Origin of the sequence: Sediminibacterium sp., assembly GCF_030695065.1 — a bacterium.
GTDB lineage: Bacteria > Bacteroidota > Bacteroidia > Chitinophagales > Chitinophagaceae > Sediminibacterium.
In genome coordinates this window covers 159843-176663 of the sequence record NZ_JAUYTR010000009.1, presented here as the reverse complement: position 1 = coordinate 176663, position 16821 = coordinate 159843, and the positions used below count along the sequence as shown (strand labels likewise).

The following is a 16821-nucleotide window of genomic DNA, read 5'->3' as shown; positions in this document are numbered from 1 at the left end:
TTTAGTAAATGAAAAACGCAAAGAATAATCAAAGCAGACGTTCATTCCTAAAAGTTACTTCTTTAACTGGAGGTGGAATGATGGTTGGTTTCAGTTGGTTTGCTAATTTAATTCCCAATGAAGCCATTGCTCATACGCAGGATAAAGAAAATTGGGTGGAATTAAATGGGTTCATAAAAATCACTCCAGATAATCAAGTAAAAATATTTAATCCGAATCCAGAATTTGGAACGAATGTAATGACTTCGCTTCCCATGATGGTGAATGAAGAATTAGAAGCAGATTGGAGTAAAGTAATTGTTGAAATGGGGGATTACGATACGCCTCGTTTTAAGAGTCAATTTACTGGTGGTAGTAGGGCCATGGCAATGGCTTGGAGGCCATTAAGAACCGCTGGTGCAACAGCGAGACTGATGTTAATGCAAGCTGCTGCAAATGAGTGGGGTGTTTCAGTGTCTGAGCTCACTGTTTCTAAAGGGGTAGTGATGCACAAAGCATCGAATAGATCTGCTAATTATGGTTCATTGGCAACTGCTGCAGCTAAACTACCGAAACCTGAAAAAGTAAATCTGAAAAAGCCATCTGAATTTACCTTATTAGGTACTGCGCAGAAAAATAAAGTGGGTAAGGAAATTGTAGACGGTCAATCTCTTTTTACCATTGATTATAAAATGGAAGGGATGTTGATTGCGATGGTGATTCATCCCCCTGCATTTGGTATGGAACTCAAATCTTTTGATGCAACTGAAGCCCTGAAGATGCCAGGTATTAAAGCGGTTTTTGATTTTCAAGTTTACAAGGACGGATATGCGAAAGCTGGTTTTGATACAAGGGCATTTAATAAATTGATTGCAGTAGTTGGAAATTCTACCTGGGAAGTAATGAATGCCAGAAAGAAAGTGGTTGCTCAATGGGAACCTATTCAAGATACGAAGGAGATGGTGATGGCAAGAGGAGGCAAAAGAGAAGAAATTATTCCTGCTGGTTTAGAAAGTACTGAATCGCATTTGCGTCAGATGCATGAAATGCAGAAGAAACCAACCCGTGTAGCAAGAAAAGATGGAGACCCTGAAACTGCATTTAAAAGTGCAAAGAAAGTTTTGGAACGCACTTATACAGCTCCATTTTTAGCACATAATCCAATGGAGCCAATTAGTTGTGTTGCACATATAACCGATGCGAAAGCATTTTTTGTAGCACCTATTCAGATTCCTGAAATGATAAAACAAAATATTGTTGCCAATTTGGATATTAAGCCTGAGCAAATTGAAATGAAACTGGCTAGAATGGGTGGTGGTTTCGGGCGCAGAGCATATGGACACTATATTGTGGAAGCAGGACATATTTCTAAGAAAGTAAAAGCGCCTGTTAAATTAATTTATACAAGAGAAGATGATTTAACGAATGGTATTTATAGACCTACTTATATCATGACTTATAAAGCAGCGATTGACGAAAATAATAATATAACTGCTTTGCATGTAATTGGTGGAGGTTTCCCAGAAAGTCCATTACATGAGAATCGTTTTCCTGCAGGTGTTTTTGCTAATTATTTAGCGGAGAGTTGGGAGTTGCCTTCTAATATTACTATTGGTGCATATAGGGCACCTCGTTCTAATTTTAATGCGAGTGCGGAACAATCTTTTTTAGATGAGTTAGCAGAAACAGTAGGTAAAGATCCTTTGGAATTTCGCATAGAGTTATTGAAAAAAGCAAAATCCAATCCAGTTGGTAAAAACAATGACTACGATGCAGACCGATATATTGGCGTGTTGGAATTATTGAAGGAAAAATCAAATTGGGGGGCTGCTGCTTCTAAAAATGCCAAGCGTGGGGTAGCTGCTTATTTCTGTCATGCATCTTATGCTGCACATGTGGTAGATGTAACTATGAAGAATGGTCAGCCTGTTGTAGAGAAAGTAGTATCTGCATTGGATTGTGGTTTTGTGGTGAATCCTGAAGGAGCTAAGAATATGGTGGAAGGATCAGTGGTTGATGGAATTGGTAATGCATTGTATGGCGAGTTGATTTTTGATAAAGGAACTTCACAGCAAAAGAATTTAAATCAATACAGAATTATTAGACATAGAGAAGCACCCAAGAAGATTGATGTGCATTTTGTTCAAAATAATATTGATCCAACTGGTTTGGGTGAGCCGCCATTTCCTCCAGTATTTGCTGCGTTGGCCAATGCCTTGTATAAAGCCACGGGGAAGCGTTTGTACAATCAGCCGTATTTAAAGGAGTTGGGTAAAATAAAAGTATAGTCAACTTTCAATAATATAATTTGTTGAAAGTTTATGATGGAGTCGAAAGAAACTGTAGTGATTAATCAAGTCAGCTTCAATTTAGATGAACTAGAAAAAGATTGCTGGAACCGACTGGTCAATGGCGCAATTAAAAGTAGAGATGCTTTTCATACTCCTTGTGTTGGAAGCATAAGCAAAGGAGAACTGAGTATGCGTACGGTAGTCTTGCGGAAAGCCTTGCCCTTAGAAAGGGAATTGCGTTTTCATACCGATATTAGAAGTAGAAAATGGGAAGAATTATCGTTAAATAATTCCATTAGTGCATTATTTTATGATGTTTCAGCCCGTATTCAACTTCGGGTTAAAGGAAAAGCAATACTGCATTTTAATGATGAAATTACTTTAGAAGCATGGCAAAAGACTTCGTTGTCTAGTAGAAGATGTTATTTGACCCTATATCCTCCTTCTAGTTTTTCTGATATCCCTACGAGTGGTTTGTCAGAAGACATTGAGCAAGAAAAATTTACTTTAGAAGAAAGTGAATGTGGGCAACAACACTTTGGTATTGTTGATATACAGGTTGAATCAATAGATTGGTTGTGGTTGAATCATGCAGGTCACAGAAGGGCATACTTTGATTATATGAGTGGAGTGTATAAGTGGATGGTGCCATAGAATTTTCTCCCCGCTGGGATTGTCGGCTCCACTGCGCTACGCCGACTTCCCACCGCATTGACCTTACCCAAATCTCTGTAAAATTTTCAGTGGCTTTTTTTAGTTTAATCTCTTGAGTGGAAGTACTCGCTTCGCTCGTTGTAATGCAATTCGTTCAAGCTCAATCAAGCAAGCTTGTCTCGCTTTCACTCTTGCATTACGATTTCTTCCGCTCACATGCATGCATAAAAAAAGCTCCGAATTTCTTCGGAGCTTTGTGATCCCGCTGGGACTCGAACCCAGGACCCATACATTAAAAGTGTATTGCTCTACCAACTGAGCTACAGAATCTTAAAGATTTCGTTGCCGTTATCTTTAATTTGGGTTGCAAAAATAAGATAAATAAAACTTCAGCCAAATTTTTATTGATATTTTTTAGATTTTTTATTCTGCTGTTAAGGTTTTCTTTAATGTAAATTTGATGTATATAAACAATTAAATCATGTTCGAGTTCAAGAATAAAGTGGTTGTAATCACCGGTGGGTCTGAAGGAATTGGAAAAGCATTGGTATCCTTATTTATAGAATCAGGCGCTAAAGTGGCTACCTGTGGTAGAAACTATGATAAGTTATACCAGCTACAATCTGCCTATTCTGGTAAACCATTAGTGATTCATACTGCTGATGTGAGCAAAGAACAAGATTGCATCAATTTTATTCAATTAGCAGTTAAGCAGTTTGGCACCATTGATATTTTAATTAACAATGCGGGTGTTTCTATGCGCTCAGAAGTGGAAGAAGTAGAATTTGATGCCATTAGAAAAGTAATGGATATCAATTTCTGGGGAACTGTTTACTGCACTAAACTGGCATTGCCATTTATTTTAAAGAACAAAGGATCCATAGTAGGAGTCTCTTCTATAGCAGGCTACAGAGGCCTTCCTGGTCGAAGTGGTTATTCTGCATCTAAATATGCCATGAATGGATGGTTAGAAAGTTTAAGAACCGAATTATTAGATTCTGGTACGAATGTTATGTGGGTTTGTCCTGGCTTTACTACTTCCAATATTCGTAATGCAGCTTTAGATAAAGCGGGTAAACCCAATGGTGAAACTAAAATGGCAGAAGATAAAATGATGCCTGCAGAAGAATGTGCCCAACATATTGCCAAAGCCATTGCAAAAAGAAAGCGCACATTGGTACTCACTTTTACAGGGAAGCGTACGGTTTTTATGAATAAATTTTTTCCTTCATTAACCGATAAATTGGTTAGAAAGTTTTTCTATAAAAACGGGGAGCTGGTAAAATAATCCAATAGGGTTTTTCGTTAGCATACTAGCATGCCTATACTGACCCTGAGTTCCGATATTGGCCAACGAGACTTTATTGTTGGTGCCATCAAGGGGCAGTTTTTGCAATCGATTCCAGACCTCAATATTGCAGATATTTCGCATTATTTATCTCAAACCAATCTTCCTTTAGCAGCTTATATCTGCGGTAACGCCTTCCAATTTTATCCCACGGGCACTTTTCATTTGGTATTGGTAAACGTTTTTGAGTCTGAAACCAATCATTTTTTGATAGCACATTGGAATGGTCAAAATATTATTTGTGCCGACAATGGATTAATCACGATGATTACAGGGGTTAAGCCGGCTCAAATTATTCGGGTGCCAGTTACACCGAATACAGGTTTGTTAACCATTACAGCCGATTTAGTGGCTGCTGTTAGCAATATATTTAAGCAGGGTAGGGTAACCGCTGCAGGAACAGTTACGCAAGAAATGGTAGAGAAATATCCTTTAAAACCCACTGTTGGTGAAAATTGGATTGAAGGCCAAATCTTGTTTATAGACAATTTTGAGAATGTAGTGATCAATATTACCCAAAAAGATTTTGAAGAACATGGCAAAGGCAGGCGCTTTAAAATCATGTTCAAGCGCAACGAAATGATTGAAAAAATTAGTGATAACTATGCTTCTGTTGCAGAACATGGAAAAATTGCCTGGTTTAATTCGGCTGGATACCTTGAAATTGCGCTAAGAAATGGCAATATGGCTGGGTTATTTGGCTTACAAGGGTACAATGAACATATGCAACAATCGGGTGTTTCTAATGGAAATAAATGGTTTTACCAGACCATTCGCATATTCTTTGAATAAACATAGTATTTTCGCATCCGCAAAACCATTATTTATCAATTTTAATTAATACTGTTACCATGGCGTATGATGTAATTGTTCTGGGAAGTGGTCCTGGTGGATACCCCGCAGCAATCCGTGCTTCTCAGCTAGGATTTAAAGTGGCCATCATTGAAAAAGAAAGTTTAGGTGGAGTTTGTTTGAACTGGGGTTGTATACCTACTAAAGCGCTTATTAAGAGTGCTCAAGTATACGACTATATGAAACATAGTGCCAACTACGGAATTAACGCTACAGGCGTTCAACACGATTTTGGTGCAGTAGTAAAAAGAAGTCGTGGCGTTGCCGACAAAATGAGCAAGGGTGTTCAATTTCTTATGAAAAAGAACAAGATTGATGTAATCATGGGCTATGGTAAAATAAAAGCCAAAGGCCAAATTGAAGTAACCGCAGCAGATGGAAGCAAACAAGTTGTAGAAGGCAAGCATATTGTTATTGCAACTGGTGGTAGAAGCCGCGCTTTACCTAATTTACCTCAAGATGGTAAAAAAGTAATTGGTTACCGCGAAGCAATGGTATTGCCTGAGCAACCAAAATCTATGATAGTAGTTGGTAGTGGTGCAATTGGTGTTGAGTTTGCTTATGTATACAATAGCATGGGCACGAAAGTTACCATAGTAGAATTCATGCCTAGAATTGTTCCTGTTGAAGATGAAGATATTTCTAAAGAATTAGAAAAGCAATACAAAAAGCAAGGCATTGAAATCATGACCAATGCATCTGTGGAATCTTTAGATACTGCTGGTGCAGGTGTTAAAGCAACCGTAAAGAAGCAAGATGGTTCAATTGTAGTATTAGAAGCAGATGTAGTTTTAAGTGCGGTTGGTGTAATTGCAAATATTGAGAATATTGGCTTAGAAGAAAACGGCATCAAAACCGAAAAAGGAAAAATTATTGTAGATAAGTTTCAGCAAACTTCTGTTCCCGGAATTTATGCCATTGGAGATTGTTCTCCAGGCCAAGCTTTGGCGCACGTTGCAGCTAAAGAAGGAATAAATGCGGCTGAGCATATTGGATATACCGAAAAGAAGTTCCATCATTTACCTGAAGCCATGGATTACAACAATATCCCTGGATGTACTTATTGTATTCCTGAAATAGCTAGTGTAGGTTACACAGAAAAAGCAGCTAAAGAAGCAGGATACGAAATAAAAGTTGGTAAGTTCCCATTCATGGCAAGCGGTAAAGCCAGTGCTGCTGGAGCAACTGAAGGTTTTGTAAAAGTTATTTACGATGCCAAATATGGTGAGTTCTTAGGTTGTCATATGATTGGTACCAATGTAACTGAAATGATTGCGGAAGCAGTTGTTGCTCGTAAGCTTGAAACCACTGCCCACGAAATCTTAAATGCGGTTCACCCTCACCCAACTATGAGTGAAGGATTAAAAGAAGCTACCGCAGCGGCTTACGGCGAAGCAATAGATATATAAGCCATTTAACCTAGCGGCTTTAATTAAATAATAAACAGTCCCAGCTAAGCATTTAGCTGGGATTTTTTATTGCATAGGGGCTTCTACCAACTGGTTGGTATTTATTGTTTTTTATATATTTTATGCAGAATACTTGGTATCTTGTACTTGTAATCCTGCTGACTAGTGACCCCTTAACTATAAATCAGCGCAACCGTACAAACCTATGAGTCTATTGAAAGTAGATCAATTGCTTCCAGAGCAATTATTGAATTCATTGATTTTTTCTGTAGTCGTTACCGACTTAACAGGAAGGTTCTTGTATGTGAACCCATTGTTCCAACACAAGTTTGCACATATTTCTACTACACTTACGAATAACCATTTTGCAGATACGGTATATGCCGAAGATGTAAAAGCTTGTAATGAAGCAGCTAAAGAATGTATACGTCATCCCGAAAAACCGGTGGCTATTACAGTTAGAAAAGCTTGCGAAGGAGATGAATTTTTTTGGACGCATTGGGAAATATCTGCTGTTAAAAATGATTTGGGATATGTTGTGGGGATTATGTCTGTTGGGCACGATATCACCACCACCGAAACCAATAACAGTAAAGCGGTTGAGTTGTCTCAAAGCAGGGCTTATTTAGATGAGCAGGCTATTGAATCTATTCAATCAAATGTTGAACATATTACTCCTAGTATACGGGAAGCTGAATTATCTGAAGAAGAAGTTACTCGCATGGCGCTGGTTGCACATAATACAACCAATGCTGTGGTAATAACAGATAAAGAAGAAAATATTATTTGGGTGAATGAAGGCTTTAATAGAATTATTGGATACACTGCAGATGAAGCAAAGGGTAAAAAAATATTTTTCTATTTAGATCAAGCTGGGGTAGAAGAAAAAATAAATAAACGCATTCGATATTCAATTGAGAATAAGCTGGCTTTTGTTGAAGAAGTTCAAGTAAGCAATAAGCGCAATAAAACCATTTGGTTAGAGATTGATTGCAAGCCATTGTTTGATGAAACAAATAGACATATTGGTTTTATGTCTATTGAGAATGATATTACTAAACGTAAGAACGCCGAGAAAGAACAACAGGAAACCTTGCAAAGGCTTTCGTTGGCTACTGACTCTGCGCAGATTGGTGTATGGGAAGTAGACTTATTAGATGGCACTACTTTTTGGGATGAGAAAATGTATGATCTATATGGTTTTGCTAAAGACACGCCATTTCCTCCGTACAAGATCTTTAAAAAAGCCATGCATCCAGAAGATAAGGAAATGATGAAGGGAATCTTATCTAGGTTGTCTGAAGGCAAGAAGTCTATTGATTCAACCGTGTATAGAATTACCATGCCAAATGGTAAAATCAGGTATATAGAGGCGCATGCCATTGTTCAAAAAAATGCCGAAGGAAAACCAATTCGTTTAATTGGCACCAACCGTAATATTACCGACGATGTTGCAGTGCAAGAAAAAATGAAAACCCAAAACAAAGTCTTAAGAGATATTGCGTTTATACAATCGCACGAAGTAAGACGTCCATTAGCAAATATTTTGGGTGTAATTGAAGTGCTCAATAGCAGCAACTCTGTTCACAACAAAGAAATTTTTGATCACCTAATTGAAAGTGCCAACGAGTTAGACATGCAAATCAGAAGCATTGTTAAAAAGACCAATAATTTAGACGGAATTTTCTCTAACGGTTAATTAGTTCCAAACACTTTTTTTAATAAATCGGTGGCCCTTGCAGCAGGGTTTTGTCTAATACTTTTTTCTTCAGAAGCAATTTGTGTATAAATTCCATCCAATGCTTTTTGTGTTACATAGTCACTTAAAGAGGGATTCAATTTTCTAAAACTAAATTTATTATAGGCCGAAACCAGTGTAGCCCAATGTTTGGTAGCATCTGTTTTTTGTAGGGATGCTTCTATAATTGGTTTAAATGCGCTGGTTAATGGGGTAGTGGTTGTGCCTTTTAGATAGCTCGTTGCTGCGGTATCATTTCCTTTTAAAATATTTACCGCATCTGTTACTGTTAAATCTTTAATGGCCGACACAAAAATGGGTGCAGCTGTTTTGCATGCATCTTCTGCAGCCCTATTGATACTTAAAATGGCTTCGTCTACTTGCTTGCCCATTCCAACAGACCTTAAAGTAGATTCAATTTTTTGGGCTTCTGGCGGCAACAATATTTTTAGTGCGGCATTTTTGAAAAAACCATCTGGTTTTGCTAATTCGGCGGCTCCTTTTTCTGCGCCAATGGTTAATGCTTGTTTAAGTGCATTGGCTATTTCATTGTTCGCTTGCGAAAACAACGGTAAGGTTCCTGTTGTAAACAACAAGATGAATAATATTTTTTTCATGTGCTTTCTAAAGTTTAACTACTGTTTCTCGCAACTTTACTAATTGCGCTAATAGACCAGGTAGCAAATTCAATGCCAGCATATTGGCTCCGTCGCTTTTAGCCACAGCCGGATTGGGATGGGTTTCAATAAATAATCCCATAGCACCTGTTGCTATTGCAGCTTTTGCAATAGTTCCAATCATTGCAGGGTTACCACCAGTAACGCCGCTGGTTTGATTGGGTTGTTGTAATGAGTGCGTACAATCCATTACCACAGGTGTTCCATGCGATTGCATGATGGGAATATTTCTGTAGTCTACTACTAAGTCTTGGTAGCCAAATGTATTGCCTCTTTCTGTTAAAAGTATTTGTTCATTTCCCGCTTTTTGAATTTTTTCTACTGCAAATTTCATTGAAGCACCACTTAAGAATTGTCCTTTTTTAACGTTTACAATTTTACCTGTAATGGCTGCTGCTTCTAATAAGTCGGTTTGTCTGCACAAAAATGCAGGTATTTGTAAAATATCAATGAAAGGGGCTGCCATAGCAGCTTCTTCGTGCGCGTGTATATCTGAAGTAGTAGGAAGGCCATATTTTTCCCCTACTTTTTTTATTAAAGACAATCCATTCTCATCTCCAATTCCAGTAAAAGAATTGGCGCTGGTTCTATTGGCTTTTCTATAGCTGGCTTTAAATACGTAAGGAATGCCCAATTGTTTACAAGTGGTACTTACCGTATCGGCAATCTCCATTACTATTTCTTCTGATTCAACTACACATGGTCCTGCAATTAAAAAAAAAGATTCGGGGTTGTATTGCTGATTTTTAAATAAGTCTTGCAAAAAAGTAGGCAACATATAATAAAATTTGTACTTGATTAGATAAAACAAAAGTAAACTATTAAGGCTATCCTAAATTAGATTGGCTCAACCTTTTGTCATTCATTTTTTCGTTTCTTTGCTGCCTAAACAAATTGCTATGCCTGCTAGGAAAGATAAAATTTTGGTAATAGGTGCGTCTGGTCAAATTGGGGTGGAGCTTACGCTTGCTTTACGAAAACAATACGGTAATAATAATGTAGTTGCATCCGATTTGCGAGAAGAGAATCCTTTGCTAAAAGGAACTGGCCCCTATGTGAGTATGGATGTGATGAATAAAGAAATGTTGCACGTACAAGTTATTAGACAAAATATAACCCAGATATATTTATTGGCTGCTATACTTTCTGCAACAGGAGAGAAGAACCCAAATTTAGCTTGGCATTTAAATATGCAGGGCTTGTTAAATGTATTGGATATTGCCCGCGAAGAAAAACTCCATAAAGTTTATTGGCCAAGTAGTATTGCCGTATTTGGCCCTACTTCTCCCAAGCAATTATGCCCTCAACAAACGGTTATAGAACCTACTACTGTTTACGGAATTAGTAAGTATGCAGGAGAGTTCTGGTGCAATTATTATTTTAATAGATACGGGGTAGATGTAAGAAGTATTCGTTACCCTGGATTAATCAGTTATAAATCTGCGCCTGGTGGTGGCACTACCGATTATGCGGTTGAAATTTATACGGAAGCTTTAGAACAAAAAAAATACAACTGCTTTTTGTCTGAGCATACTTACTTGCCCATGATGTATATGCCAGATGCCATTCGCGCAACATTAGAATTAATGAATGCACCTGCCAATCAAATTTCTGTGAGAACATCGTATAATGTTTCGGGCATGAGCTTTTCTCCTAAAGAAATTGGGGCGAGCATTCAGGAGCATATTCCAGATTTTACTATGTCGTATAAACCAGATTCAAGACAACAAATTGCCGACAGCTGGCCTCAAAGTATAGACGATACTGTCGCTAATAAAGATTGGGGCTGGAAGCCCCAATACGATTTGTCTTTAATGACGAAAGATATGTTAGAAAACCTGCGCAAATAGCGCAGGTTTTGTTTTTAGAATCTGATTCCTAAACCAAGATTCAATCCTCTAATTCCAGCCCAAGGTCCATCTGATACTATTTGTGCACCTGATGCGTTAACTGTAGAAGTGAATTTAAAAGGCTTTGCATCTATTTCATTTAAGTTTTTACGCAATTCTTGTTCTTCAAATGGATTTAAGGCAGAAGCAAAATTTAAGTCTCCTTTACTTGTTCCATAGTGACCACCAATGATTTGAAAGTCTAATACAATTTTGGTAGCAATTTGGAACTGGTATCCAATCATTAAACCAGCACTGGTACTTTTTATTTTACCATTGAATACTGCTTCTTTTTCAATTAATGGAGAGGTTGAAGCAGTATACTTAATAGGAGCACCTATATCAAATGTAGCAAATCGTACATAAGGCGCTAGGTAAAATCCTTTCATTCTACCCAAACTTAAATAAATACGCAATTCAGGCGTAATGGCAGTATTGCCAATTTGAAAATTATCTAAGTTAATATCATTGCTATTGATGGCTTCTTTAAATTGGTCTTTAAATGGAAGTGCTCCTTTGCTCATGGTTCTATAACTCAATGAGAAAGAAATATTCTTTGTTAAACTTCTTTCATAAGTAACATGAAAATTTCTAGCAGCCATGGAACCTACATTCCATTTGATAATATTTTTACCGCCAATTAATTTTTGCGCATCCGCATTTAAAAAGGGCAGTAACATTGTTAAAAAAAGTAATTTTTTCATTGGTGTAGTTTGATTGGTTAATTTATTGAGTTACTAAGTCTGCTATAGTTTGGTTTTCTAGAATACCTAAGGTTTTGTCTCTTACTTTAGCCATGATTTTGTTAAGACCACATTTTTTTTCGTTACAGTCTCCACACTTCTCATAAAAATTTAAACTCACACAAGGTAATAAGGCAATAGGGCCTTCAATCAAACGCATTATAGAAGCTAAACTTACACTAGCTGGGTCGGCATTAAAATAATAACCTCCCCCTTTGCCTTTTTTGCTATTTAATATTCCAGCTTTTTTTAATTCAAGTAATATCGATTCAAGAAACTTAAGGGGGATTTTCTTTTTTTCTGATATATCTGCAATCAAGAAAGGTCCAACCTGCTTTTGCTCTGCCATATAAGTCAGTGCTTTAAATGCATATTGAGTTTTCTTCGAAAGCATTTGCTAAGATATTACAAATTATGGTAATCCTAATACCTCTTTCATGGTATATATTCCTTTCTTACCTATAGCAAACTGTGCCGCAGTAACAGCACCTCCAGCAAATCCGGTTCTATTGTGTGCCGTGTGGATGATTTCTATATCATCAATAGCAGAAGTATATTTTACATGATGGGTGCCCGGTGCTGGGTCTATTCTTTCAGATTGAATCTCCAATAGATTGCTGTTGGGTGTAACAGCGTCATTGGTCCAACTCGTTTTTCTACTTAAGGCATGCAACACTTGTTCAGCCAAAGTAATGGCTGTTCCACTGGGTGCATCTTTTTTCTGCGTATGATGAATTTCTTTAAGCAAAACATCATAAGTAGGATACTGCTCCATTAACCCTGCCAAAAACTTATTTACTTCAAAAAATAAGTTAACTCCTATGCTGTAATTGCTAGAATAAATGAATGTGCCATTTATTTCAGCACAATAGTTGGCTACCTTTTCCCATTGATCTAACCATCCAGTTGAACCACTCACAACTGGAATACCATATGATAAACATTTCAGTATATTATCTACTGCACTATTCGGGCCAGTAAATTCTATGGCCACATCTGCCATAGCCATTTTTTCTGCAGTAAAATCAGCAGCATTGTTAATGTCTATTCTTAAAACAATCTCATGGTGTTGTTCCAATGCAATTGCTTCAATGGCTTTACCCATTTTGCCGTATCCAATTAATGCTATTTTCATACAGGTTATTTTATCTGGCAATGAGTAATGGCTTTTTGTTTTTCTCTTTTATACTAAAAGACAAAGTTAGTGCAGGTGTTCTAGTTTGTGGATTTAATTGTGGGTGAATTTGCATACTCAAGTTGTTGCTCACATCAAAATGGCGTAAATGCCCAAAAACAGTAGCGTCTACCACTTGCAGACCCCAGGCTAAAATAAACCAGAGAATAGAGTAATCTCTGTCTCTTCTAAACGAGTTTCGGTAATTCTGTAGAGAACCTATGCTTAACCCGGTTAGTTCTGGATCTATAGAAGCAACATCTGAACTGTCTCCATTTTGTTCTTTAAAACGAGCTTCGTAGGCAAATTTTGTTTTGTTATAAAAAGAAGTGTTGTAAAAATAAGTGATGGCTGGTATGGCCAATACCCCATATACCAATGGGATCTTCCAATATTCTCTATTATATGCCTGACCCCAGCCAGGAATCATTGCAGACCTTCTGGTAGCACGTTGTGGAATATGGTTGGACATCCAAGAAGAATCTTTTTCCTTCTTTTTTATTTTGGCTAATTCCTTTTCTGTTAAAGTAGGCAAAGGGTTTACTGCTGCACTATCTGTAGTTGATTGTGCGTGGGCCGAAGCCCCTAAAAAAAATACGACAACAAAAAACAATAATACTTTTTTGAACATGCCAGTTTAACCCACGGTTATATTCATTAAATCCAAAATCTTATTTAACTCATCTAATGAGTAATACTCTATAGAGATACTACCATAGCCCTTTTTGTTATGCGTCATATTAACTTTTGTGCCAAAATGTGATGCAAGGTTGTCTTGAATCTTTTGGTAAGCCGGAGGAAGGTCGTTTTTAATGGCAGTTGAACCCGCAACCGACTTCTCGCCTTTGTACAATTTTCTTACGAGCTCTTCAGTTTGTCTTACACTCAGTTGTTTTTGCTGTATTTCTTTAAATACATAGAGCTGCTTATCAATGGTGTCAATATTTACCAACGCCCTTGCATGCCCCATGCTGATGGAATTATTGCGAACTGCTGCTTGAATATCTGGTGGTAGTTTTAATAAACGGATATAGTTGGTAACCGTACTTCTTTCTTTACCCATTCTTTCTGCTACTTGTTCTTGGGTATAGTTCAGCTCTTCCATCATGCGTTTAAAACTAAGCGCCATTTCTATGGCATTCAGGTTTTCGCGTTGAATATTTTCTAATAAAGCCAGTTCTAGTAATTGTTGATCGTTGGCCTGTCTTATATAAGCAGGAACATCTTTTAAGCCAGCCAATTTAGATGCCCTAAATCTTCTTTCTCCTGCAATTAATTGGTATTTGCCATTGGGTAATTTACTTACCGTAAGTGGTTGAATAATATCGTGCAGTTTTATAGAAGTAGACAACTCCTGTAATGCCTGTTCATCAAAATCTCTTCTTGGGTTCTTCGGATTAATTTGAATATCGGCTAATGGAATTCTTGAACTGGTAGTTACTTGCTCAACTATTTCATTCTTTAAACTTCCACTGGTATTTTTAAGGTCTTGATCTATATTTTGCAATAAGGACCTTAATCCTTTACCTATAAGGTCTTTATTTTGTTTTGGCGTACTCATAAATTATTCAATAATTCTATCTTGATTAGAAATTTTTGTCATCCCGTTATTCTGCAGAATCTCTTTAGAAAGATTTAAGTAGTTTACTGCACCCTTGCTTTCCGCATCATATAAAATAACAGGTTTACCCACACTTGGGGCTTCGCTTAAACGGGTATTTCTATGGATAATGGTAGCAAAAACCATATCGTCAAAATGGCGCCTTACTTCGCTTACAACTTGATTGCATAAACGCAAGCGACCATCGTACATGGTCATTAAAATACCTTCAATTTGTAAAGCAGGGTTTAATCTGTTCTGCACAATTTTAATGGTATTCAATAATTTGCCCAATCCTTCTAATGCAAAAAATTCACATTGCACTGGAACAATTACACTATCTGATGCAACCAATGAATTTACAGTAATTAAACCCAAAGAAGGAGAGCAGTCTATGATAATGAAATCGTATCGATCTCTTACTGCGTCTAATATCCCTTTCATTACATTTTCTCTATTGGGATAATTGATCATTTCAATTTCAGCACCTACTAAATCTATATGAGAAGGAATCAAATCTAAATTAGGTACATCACTTTTTAAAATGACTTCGTTGGCAGTAACATTGTTTACCATACAGTCGTATAGACTATTGGTAATATTGTGTAAGTCAAAACCTACGCCTGTAGTACTGTTTGCTTGGGGGTCTGCATCAACCAACAAGGTTTTGTATTCTAATACAGCCAAACTAGCTGCTACGTTAATTGCAGTGGTGGTTTTACCTACTCCGCCTTTCTGATTGGCTACGCCAATAATTCTTGCCATAATTGCTATTCCTTTTCTCGGTTGCCAAAAATACGGCTTCGGTAACAGCTCTCAAACAATATTATGCAATAGCTGTTAAGGTAGGGGAGTTATCTTTACATTTTATATCAATATATGCGCAGTACCGGAACTTTGTTTTTTATAGCAGCCATCATGGTTTTGCTCGATTTTTATGTTTACCAGGCCATTAAAACAGTTACCCAGCCCTTGTCTGAGCGGGTTAGAATGTATATTCATGTGGGGTTTTGGCTCATTTCGGTACTAACCATTTTTTCCTTATTGGCATTCCCATTTGTGCCGGCATTGCAGCAGTCTAAGCTATTCCGAAATTATGTTTTTGCTATTTTGGCCGGATTATTCATTGCCAAGTTAATTGCAGCTACCATTTTTTTGGTAGACGATATTAGGCGCACCGGATGGTGGGCCATCAGTAAAGTGTATAGGAGTACCGGGGGGCAAATGTTGGGCGATGGGCAAATGGTGTCGAGGTCGGTATTTTTAAGCTGGATTGGATTGGGATTGGGGTCTACTTTATTTGGGACCATGCTTTTTGGTTTTAGAAATAAATATAATTACCAGGTTAAGAAAATTCAGTTGCAATTTGCCAATTTGCCCAAGGCTTTTGATGGATTAAAGCTGGTTCAAATTAGTGATGTCCACAGCGGAAGCTTACAGGACCTTAGTGCAGTAAACAAAGGGATTGATTTAATTTTAAAGCAAAACCCCGATATCATTTTTTTTACTGGAGACTTAGTGAATGATCGGGCTACTGAAATGGAGCCTCTCAAAGCATCTTTTGCACGTTTAAAAGCACCATTAGGGGTTTATAGTACTTTGGGTAACCATGACTATGGAGATTATGTACAGTGGCCCAATACAGCGGCCAAGAAGGATAACTTAGCGGCTTTAATCAACCTACACAAAGAAATGGGCTGGGATATATTGATGAATGAAAATCGGATTATTGAAAAAGCCGGTGAGCAAATTGCAGTACTTGGTATAGAAAATTGGGGTGCAAAAGGAAGGTTTCCCAAATATGGGAAAATGGAACAGGCAGTAATAGGTACTGAGCAGGTTCCTTTTAAAATGTTGTTAAGCCATGATCCCAGTCATTGGGATGCGCAAGTAAAAACAACTTATAAAGACATCGATATTATGTTTGCAGGCCATACCCATGGTATGCAATTTGGATTAGAGAACCCTTATTTTAAATGGAGCCCCGTTAAGTGGATGTATAAGCAATGGGCTGGTTTATACGAAGATGGAAACCAAAAATTGTATGTGAATCGCGGGTTTGGATTTATAGGTTATCCTGGTAGGGTAGGCATCATGCCAGAGATTACAGTGATTGAGTTTACCAAGGCTTAACGCTTTGCTATTTTATTCATAGAAATGGATCGTTGCATAGAGCATTTAAAACGATTGATTCCTTTTTCGCGCAGGTTCTGGTGCTTAGTAGTTCTTCCATTCATGCGTTTGCGCCACATTTTAAAGCTGGATGCTTTGCTGTTGAGTCGCATGAATTCAATCACTTCTTTTTCGGATAAACCAAACTGAAATTGGATGGCTTCAAAGGGAGTTCGGTCTTCCCAGGCCATTTCAATGATGCGGTCTCTGTCTTTTTCTTCTAGCGTTGTCATGTTCTTTTAACATTTCATGTGTAACATTAGTTCAATTAAAATCGTCTATGGCATAAGTATTG

Annotated in this window: 17 protein-coding genes and 1 tRNA gene; 8 read left to right on the top strand and 10 right to left on the bottom strand. The window is 37.5% G+C overall.

Annotated elements, in window-relative coordinates; genetic code table 11:
* Positions 1–8: 8 nt before the first annotated feature.
* Both Q8S25_RS03060 and Q8S25_RS03055 read left to right on the top strand, forming a co-directional pair.
* Positions 9–2267, top strand: coding sequence for a xanthine dehydrogenase family protein molybdopterin-binding subunit (locus Q8S25_RS03060; RefSeq protein ID WP_305534744.1), 2259 nt, complete (start codon positions 9–11; stop codon positions 2265–2267).
* A 33-nt stretch (positions 2268–2300) separates the two neighbouring features.
* On the top strand, positions 2301–2924 hold the full coding sequence (locus tag Q8S25_RS03055; RefSeq protein WP_305534742.1) for a pyridoxamine 5'-phosphate oxidase family protein: 624 nt from the start codon (positions 2301–2303) through the stop codon (positions 2922–2924).
* A gap of 257 nt (positions 2925–3181) precedes the next feature.
* On the opposite strand, the gene Q8S25_RS03050 is transcribed toward Q8S25_RS03055, so the two are convergent.
* Positions 3182–3254 (bottom strand) — tRNA-Lys (locus Q8S25_RS03050).
* A 151-nt stretch (positions 3255–3405) separates the two neighbouring features.
* On the opposite strand from Q8S25_RS03050, the gene Q8S25_RS03045 reads away from it, so the two are divergent.
* The 4 genes from Q8S25_RS03045 (at position 3406) to Q8S25_RS03030 (ending at position 8232) form a co-directional block, all read left to right on the top strand.
* On the top strand, positions 3406–4212 hold the full coding sequence (locus Q8S25_RS03045) for an SDR family oxidoreductase (RefSeq protein ID WP_305534740.1): 807 nt from the start codon (positions 3406–3408) through the stop codon (positions 4210–4212).
* A 30-nt stretch (positions 4213–4242) separates the two neighbouring features.
* Positions 4243–5064, top strand: a complete 822-nt coding sequence (locus tag Q8S25_RS03040) for an S-adenosyl-l-methionine hydroxide adenosyltransferase family protein (protein ID WP_305534738.1) — start codon at positions 4243–4245, stop codon at positions 5062–5064.
* Between the two features lie 59 nt (positions 5065–5123).
* On the top strand, positions 5124–6533 hold the full coding sequence (gene lpdA / locus Q8S25_RS03035; RefSeq protein WP_305534737.1) for a dihydrolipoyl dehydrogenase: 1410 nt from the start codon (positions 5124–5126) through the stop codon (positions 6531–6533).
* Between the two features lie 205 nt (positions 6534–6738).
* Positions 6739–8232: a PAS domain S-box protein gene (locus tag Q8S25_RS03030; RefSeq protein ID WP_305534735.1), complete on the top strand. Its 1494-nt coding sequence runs from the start codon at positions 6739–6741 to the stop codon at positions 8230–8232.
* Here the strand turns inward: Q8S25_RS03030 and Q8S25_RS03025 are convergent.
* A complete protein-coding gene (locus Q8S25_RS03025; protein ID WP_305534733.1) occupies positions 8229–8888 on the bottom strand; it encodes a DUF4197 domain-containing protein in 660 nt (219 codons plus the stop codon). The two genes, Q8S25_RS03030 and Q8S25_RS03025, sit on opposite strands and share 4 nt — an antisense overlap.
* Positions 8889–8895: 7 nt before the next feature.
* Entirely contained in the window at positions 8896–9726 is an 831-nt protein-coding gene (kdsA, locus tag Q8S25_RS03020; RefSeq protein ID WP_305534730.1) for a 3-deoxy-8-phosphooctulonate synthase, read from the bottom strand.
* Positions 9727–9847: 121 nt separating this feature from the next.
* On the opposite strand from kdsA, the gene Q8S25_RS03015 reads away from it, so the two are divergent.
* The gene (locus Q8S25_RS03015; protein ID WP_305534728.1) at positions 9848–10798 is read left to right on the top strand and encodes an NAD-dependent epimerase/dehydratase family protein; all 951 of its coding nucleotides are present in this window, start codon (positions 9848–9850) and stop codon (positions 10796–10798) included.
* 14 nt (positions 10799–10812) lie between these two features.
* Here the strand turns inward: Q8S25_RS03015 and Q8S25_RS03010 are convergent, their stop codons facing one another.
* Genes Q8S25_RS03010 through Q8S25_RS02985 form a run of 6 tightly spaced genes read right to left on the bottom strand, consistent with a single transcriptional unit; the run spans position 10813 to position 15119 of the window.
* Complete coding sequence (locus Q8S25_RS03010) at positions 10813–11541, bottom strand: DUF3575 domain-containing protein (RefSeq protein ID WP_305534726.1); 729 nt, start codon at positions 11539–11541, stop codon at positions 10813–10815.
* A 22-nt stretch (positions 11542–11563) separates the two neighbouring features.
* Positions 11564–11974 carry an Rrf2 family transcriptional regulator gene (locus Q8S25_RS03005; RefSeq protein WP_305534724.1) on the bottom strand — a complete coding sequence of 137 codons (411 nt, stop codon included), beginning with the start codon at positions 11972–11974 and terminating at the stop codon, positions 11564–11566.
* 18 nt (positions 11975–11992) lie between these two features.
* Positions 11993–12715, bottom strand: coding sequence for a 4-hydroxy-tetrahydrodipicolinate reductase (locus Q8S25_RS03000; protein ID WP_305534722.1), 723 nt, complete (start codon positions 12713–12715; stop codon positions 11993–11995).
* A 10-nt stretch (positions 12716–12725) separates the two neighbouring features.
* Positions 12726–13385, bottom strand: a complete 660-nt coding sequence (locus tag Q8S25_RS02995; protein WP_305534721.1) for a DUF5683 domain-containing protein — start codon at positions 13383–13385, stop codon at positions 12726–12728.
* Between the two features lie 6 nt (positions 13386–13391).
* Entirely contained in the window at positions 13392–14315 is a 924-nt protein-coding gene (locus Q8S25_RS02990) for a ParB/RepB/Spo0J family partition protein (protein WP_305534719.1), read from the bottom strand.
* A 3-nt stretch (positions 14316–14318) separates the two neighbouring features.
* Positions 14319–15119, bottom strand: a complete 801-nt coding sequence (locus Q8S25_RS02985; protein WP_295185783.1) for a ParA family protein — start codon at positions 15117–15119, stop codon at positions 14319–14321.
* A 114-nt stretch (positions 15120–15233) separates the two neighbouring features.
* On the opposite strand from Q8S25_RS02985, the gene Q8S25_RS02980 reads away from it, so the two are divergent.
* The gene (locus Q8S25_RS02980; protein ID WP_305534716.1) at positions 15234–16487 is read left to right on the top strand and encodes a metallophosphoesterase; all 1254 of its coding nucleotides are present in this window, start codon (positions 15234–15236) and stop codon (positions 16485–16487) included.
* On the opposite strand, the gene Q8S25_RS02975 is transcribed toward Q8S25_RS02980, so the two are convergent.
* Positions 16484–16759 carry a TIGR03643 family protein gene (locus Q8S25_RS02975; RefSeq protein WP_305534714.1) on the bottom strand — a complete coding sequence of 92 codons (276 nt, stop codon included), beginning with the start codon at positions 16757–16759 and terminating at the stop codon, positions 16484–16486. The genes Q8S25_RS02980 and Q8S25_RS02975 overlap by 4 nt on opposite strands.
* Between the last annotated feature and the right edge of the window lie 62 nt (positions 16760–16821).

What these genes read in the sequence shown, in the direction of transcription:
- Q8S25_RS02975 (WP_305534714.1), bottom strand. Translation starts at nt 16,759, where the DNA reads ATGACAACGCTAGAAGAAAAAGACAGAGACCGCATCATTGAAATGGCC.
- Q8S25_RS03060 (WP_305534744.1), top strand. Translation starts at nt 9, where the DNA reads ATGAAAAACGCAAAGAATAATCAAAGCAGACGTTCATTCCTAAAAGTT.
- Q8S25_RS03010 (WP_305534726.1), bottom strand. Translation starts at nt 11,541, where the DNA reads ATGAAAAAATTACTTTTTTTAACAATGTTACTGCCCTTTTTAAATGCG.
- Q8S25_RS03055 (WP_305534742.1), top strand. Translation starts at nt 2,301, where the DNA reads ATGATGGAGTCGAAAGAAACTGTAGTGATTAATCAAGTCAGCTTCAAT.
- Q8S25_RS03005 (WP_305534724.1), bottom strand. Translation starts at nt 11,974, where the DNA reads ATGCTTTCGAAGAAAACTCAATATGCATTTAAAGCACTGACTTATATG.
- Q8S25_RS03015 (WP_305534728.1), top strand. Translation starts at nt 9,848, where the DNA reads ATGCCTGCTAGGAAAGATAAAATTTTGGTAATAGGTGCGTCTGGTCAA.
- Q8S25_RS03045 (WP_305534740.1), top strand. Translation starts at nt 3,406, where the DNA reads ATGTTCGAGTTCAAGAATAAAGTGGTTGTAATCACCGGTGGGTCTGAA.
- Q8S25_RS03025 (WP_305534733.1), bottom strand. Translation starts at nt 8,888, where the DNA reads ATGAAAAAAATATTATTCATCTTGTTGTTTACAACAGGAACCTTACCG.
- Q8S25_RS03040 (WP_305534738.1), top strand. Translation starts at nt 4,243, where the DNA reads ATGCCTATACTGACCCTGAGTTCCGATATTGGCCAACGAGACTTTATT.
- Q8S25_RS02980 (WP_305534716.1), top strand. Translation starts at nt 15,234, where the DNA reads ATGCGCAGTACCGGAACTTTGTTTTTTATAGCAGCCATCATGGTTTTG.
- lpdA (WP_305534737.1), top strand. Translation starts at nt 5,124, where the DNA reads ATGGCGTATGATGTAATTGTTCTGGGAAGTGGTCCTGGTGGATACCCC.
- Q8S25_RS02985 (WP_295185783.1), bottom strand. Translation starts at nt 15,119, where the DNA reads ATGGCAAGAATTATTGGCGTAGCCAATCAGAAAGGCGGAGTAGGTAAA.
- Q8S25_RS03030 (WP_305534735.1), top strand. Translation starts at nt 6,739, where the DNA reads ATGAGTCTATTGAAAGTAGATCAATTGCTTCCAGAGCAATTATTGAAT.
- Q8S25_RS02995 (WP_305534721.1), bottom strand. Translation starts at nt 13,385, where the DNA reads ATGTTCAAAAAAGTATTATTGTTTTTTGTTGTCGTATTTTTTTTAGGG.
- Q8S25_RS03000 (WP_305534722.1), bottom strand. Translation starts at nt 12,715, where the DNA reads ATGAAAATAGCATTAATTGGATACGGCAAAATGGGTAAAGCCATTGAA.
- Q8S25_RS02990 (WP_305534719.1), bottom strand. Translation starts at nt 14,315, where the DNA reads ATGAGTACGCCAAAACAAAATAAAGACCTTATAGGTAAAGGATTAAGG.
- kdsA (WP_305534730.1), bottom strand. Translation starts at nt 9,726, where the DNA reads ATGTTGCCTACTTTTTTGCAAGACTTATTTAAAAATCAGCAATACAAC.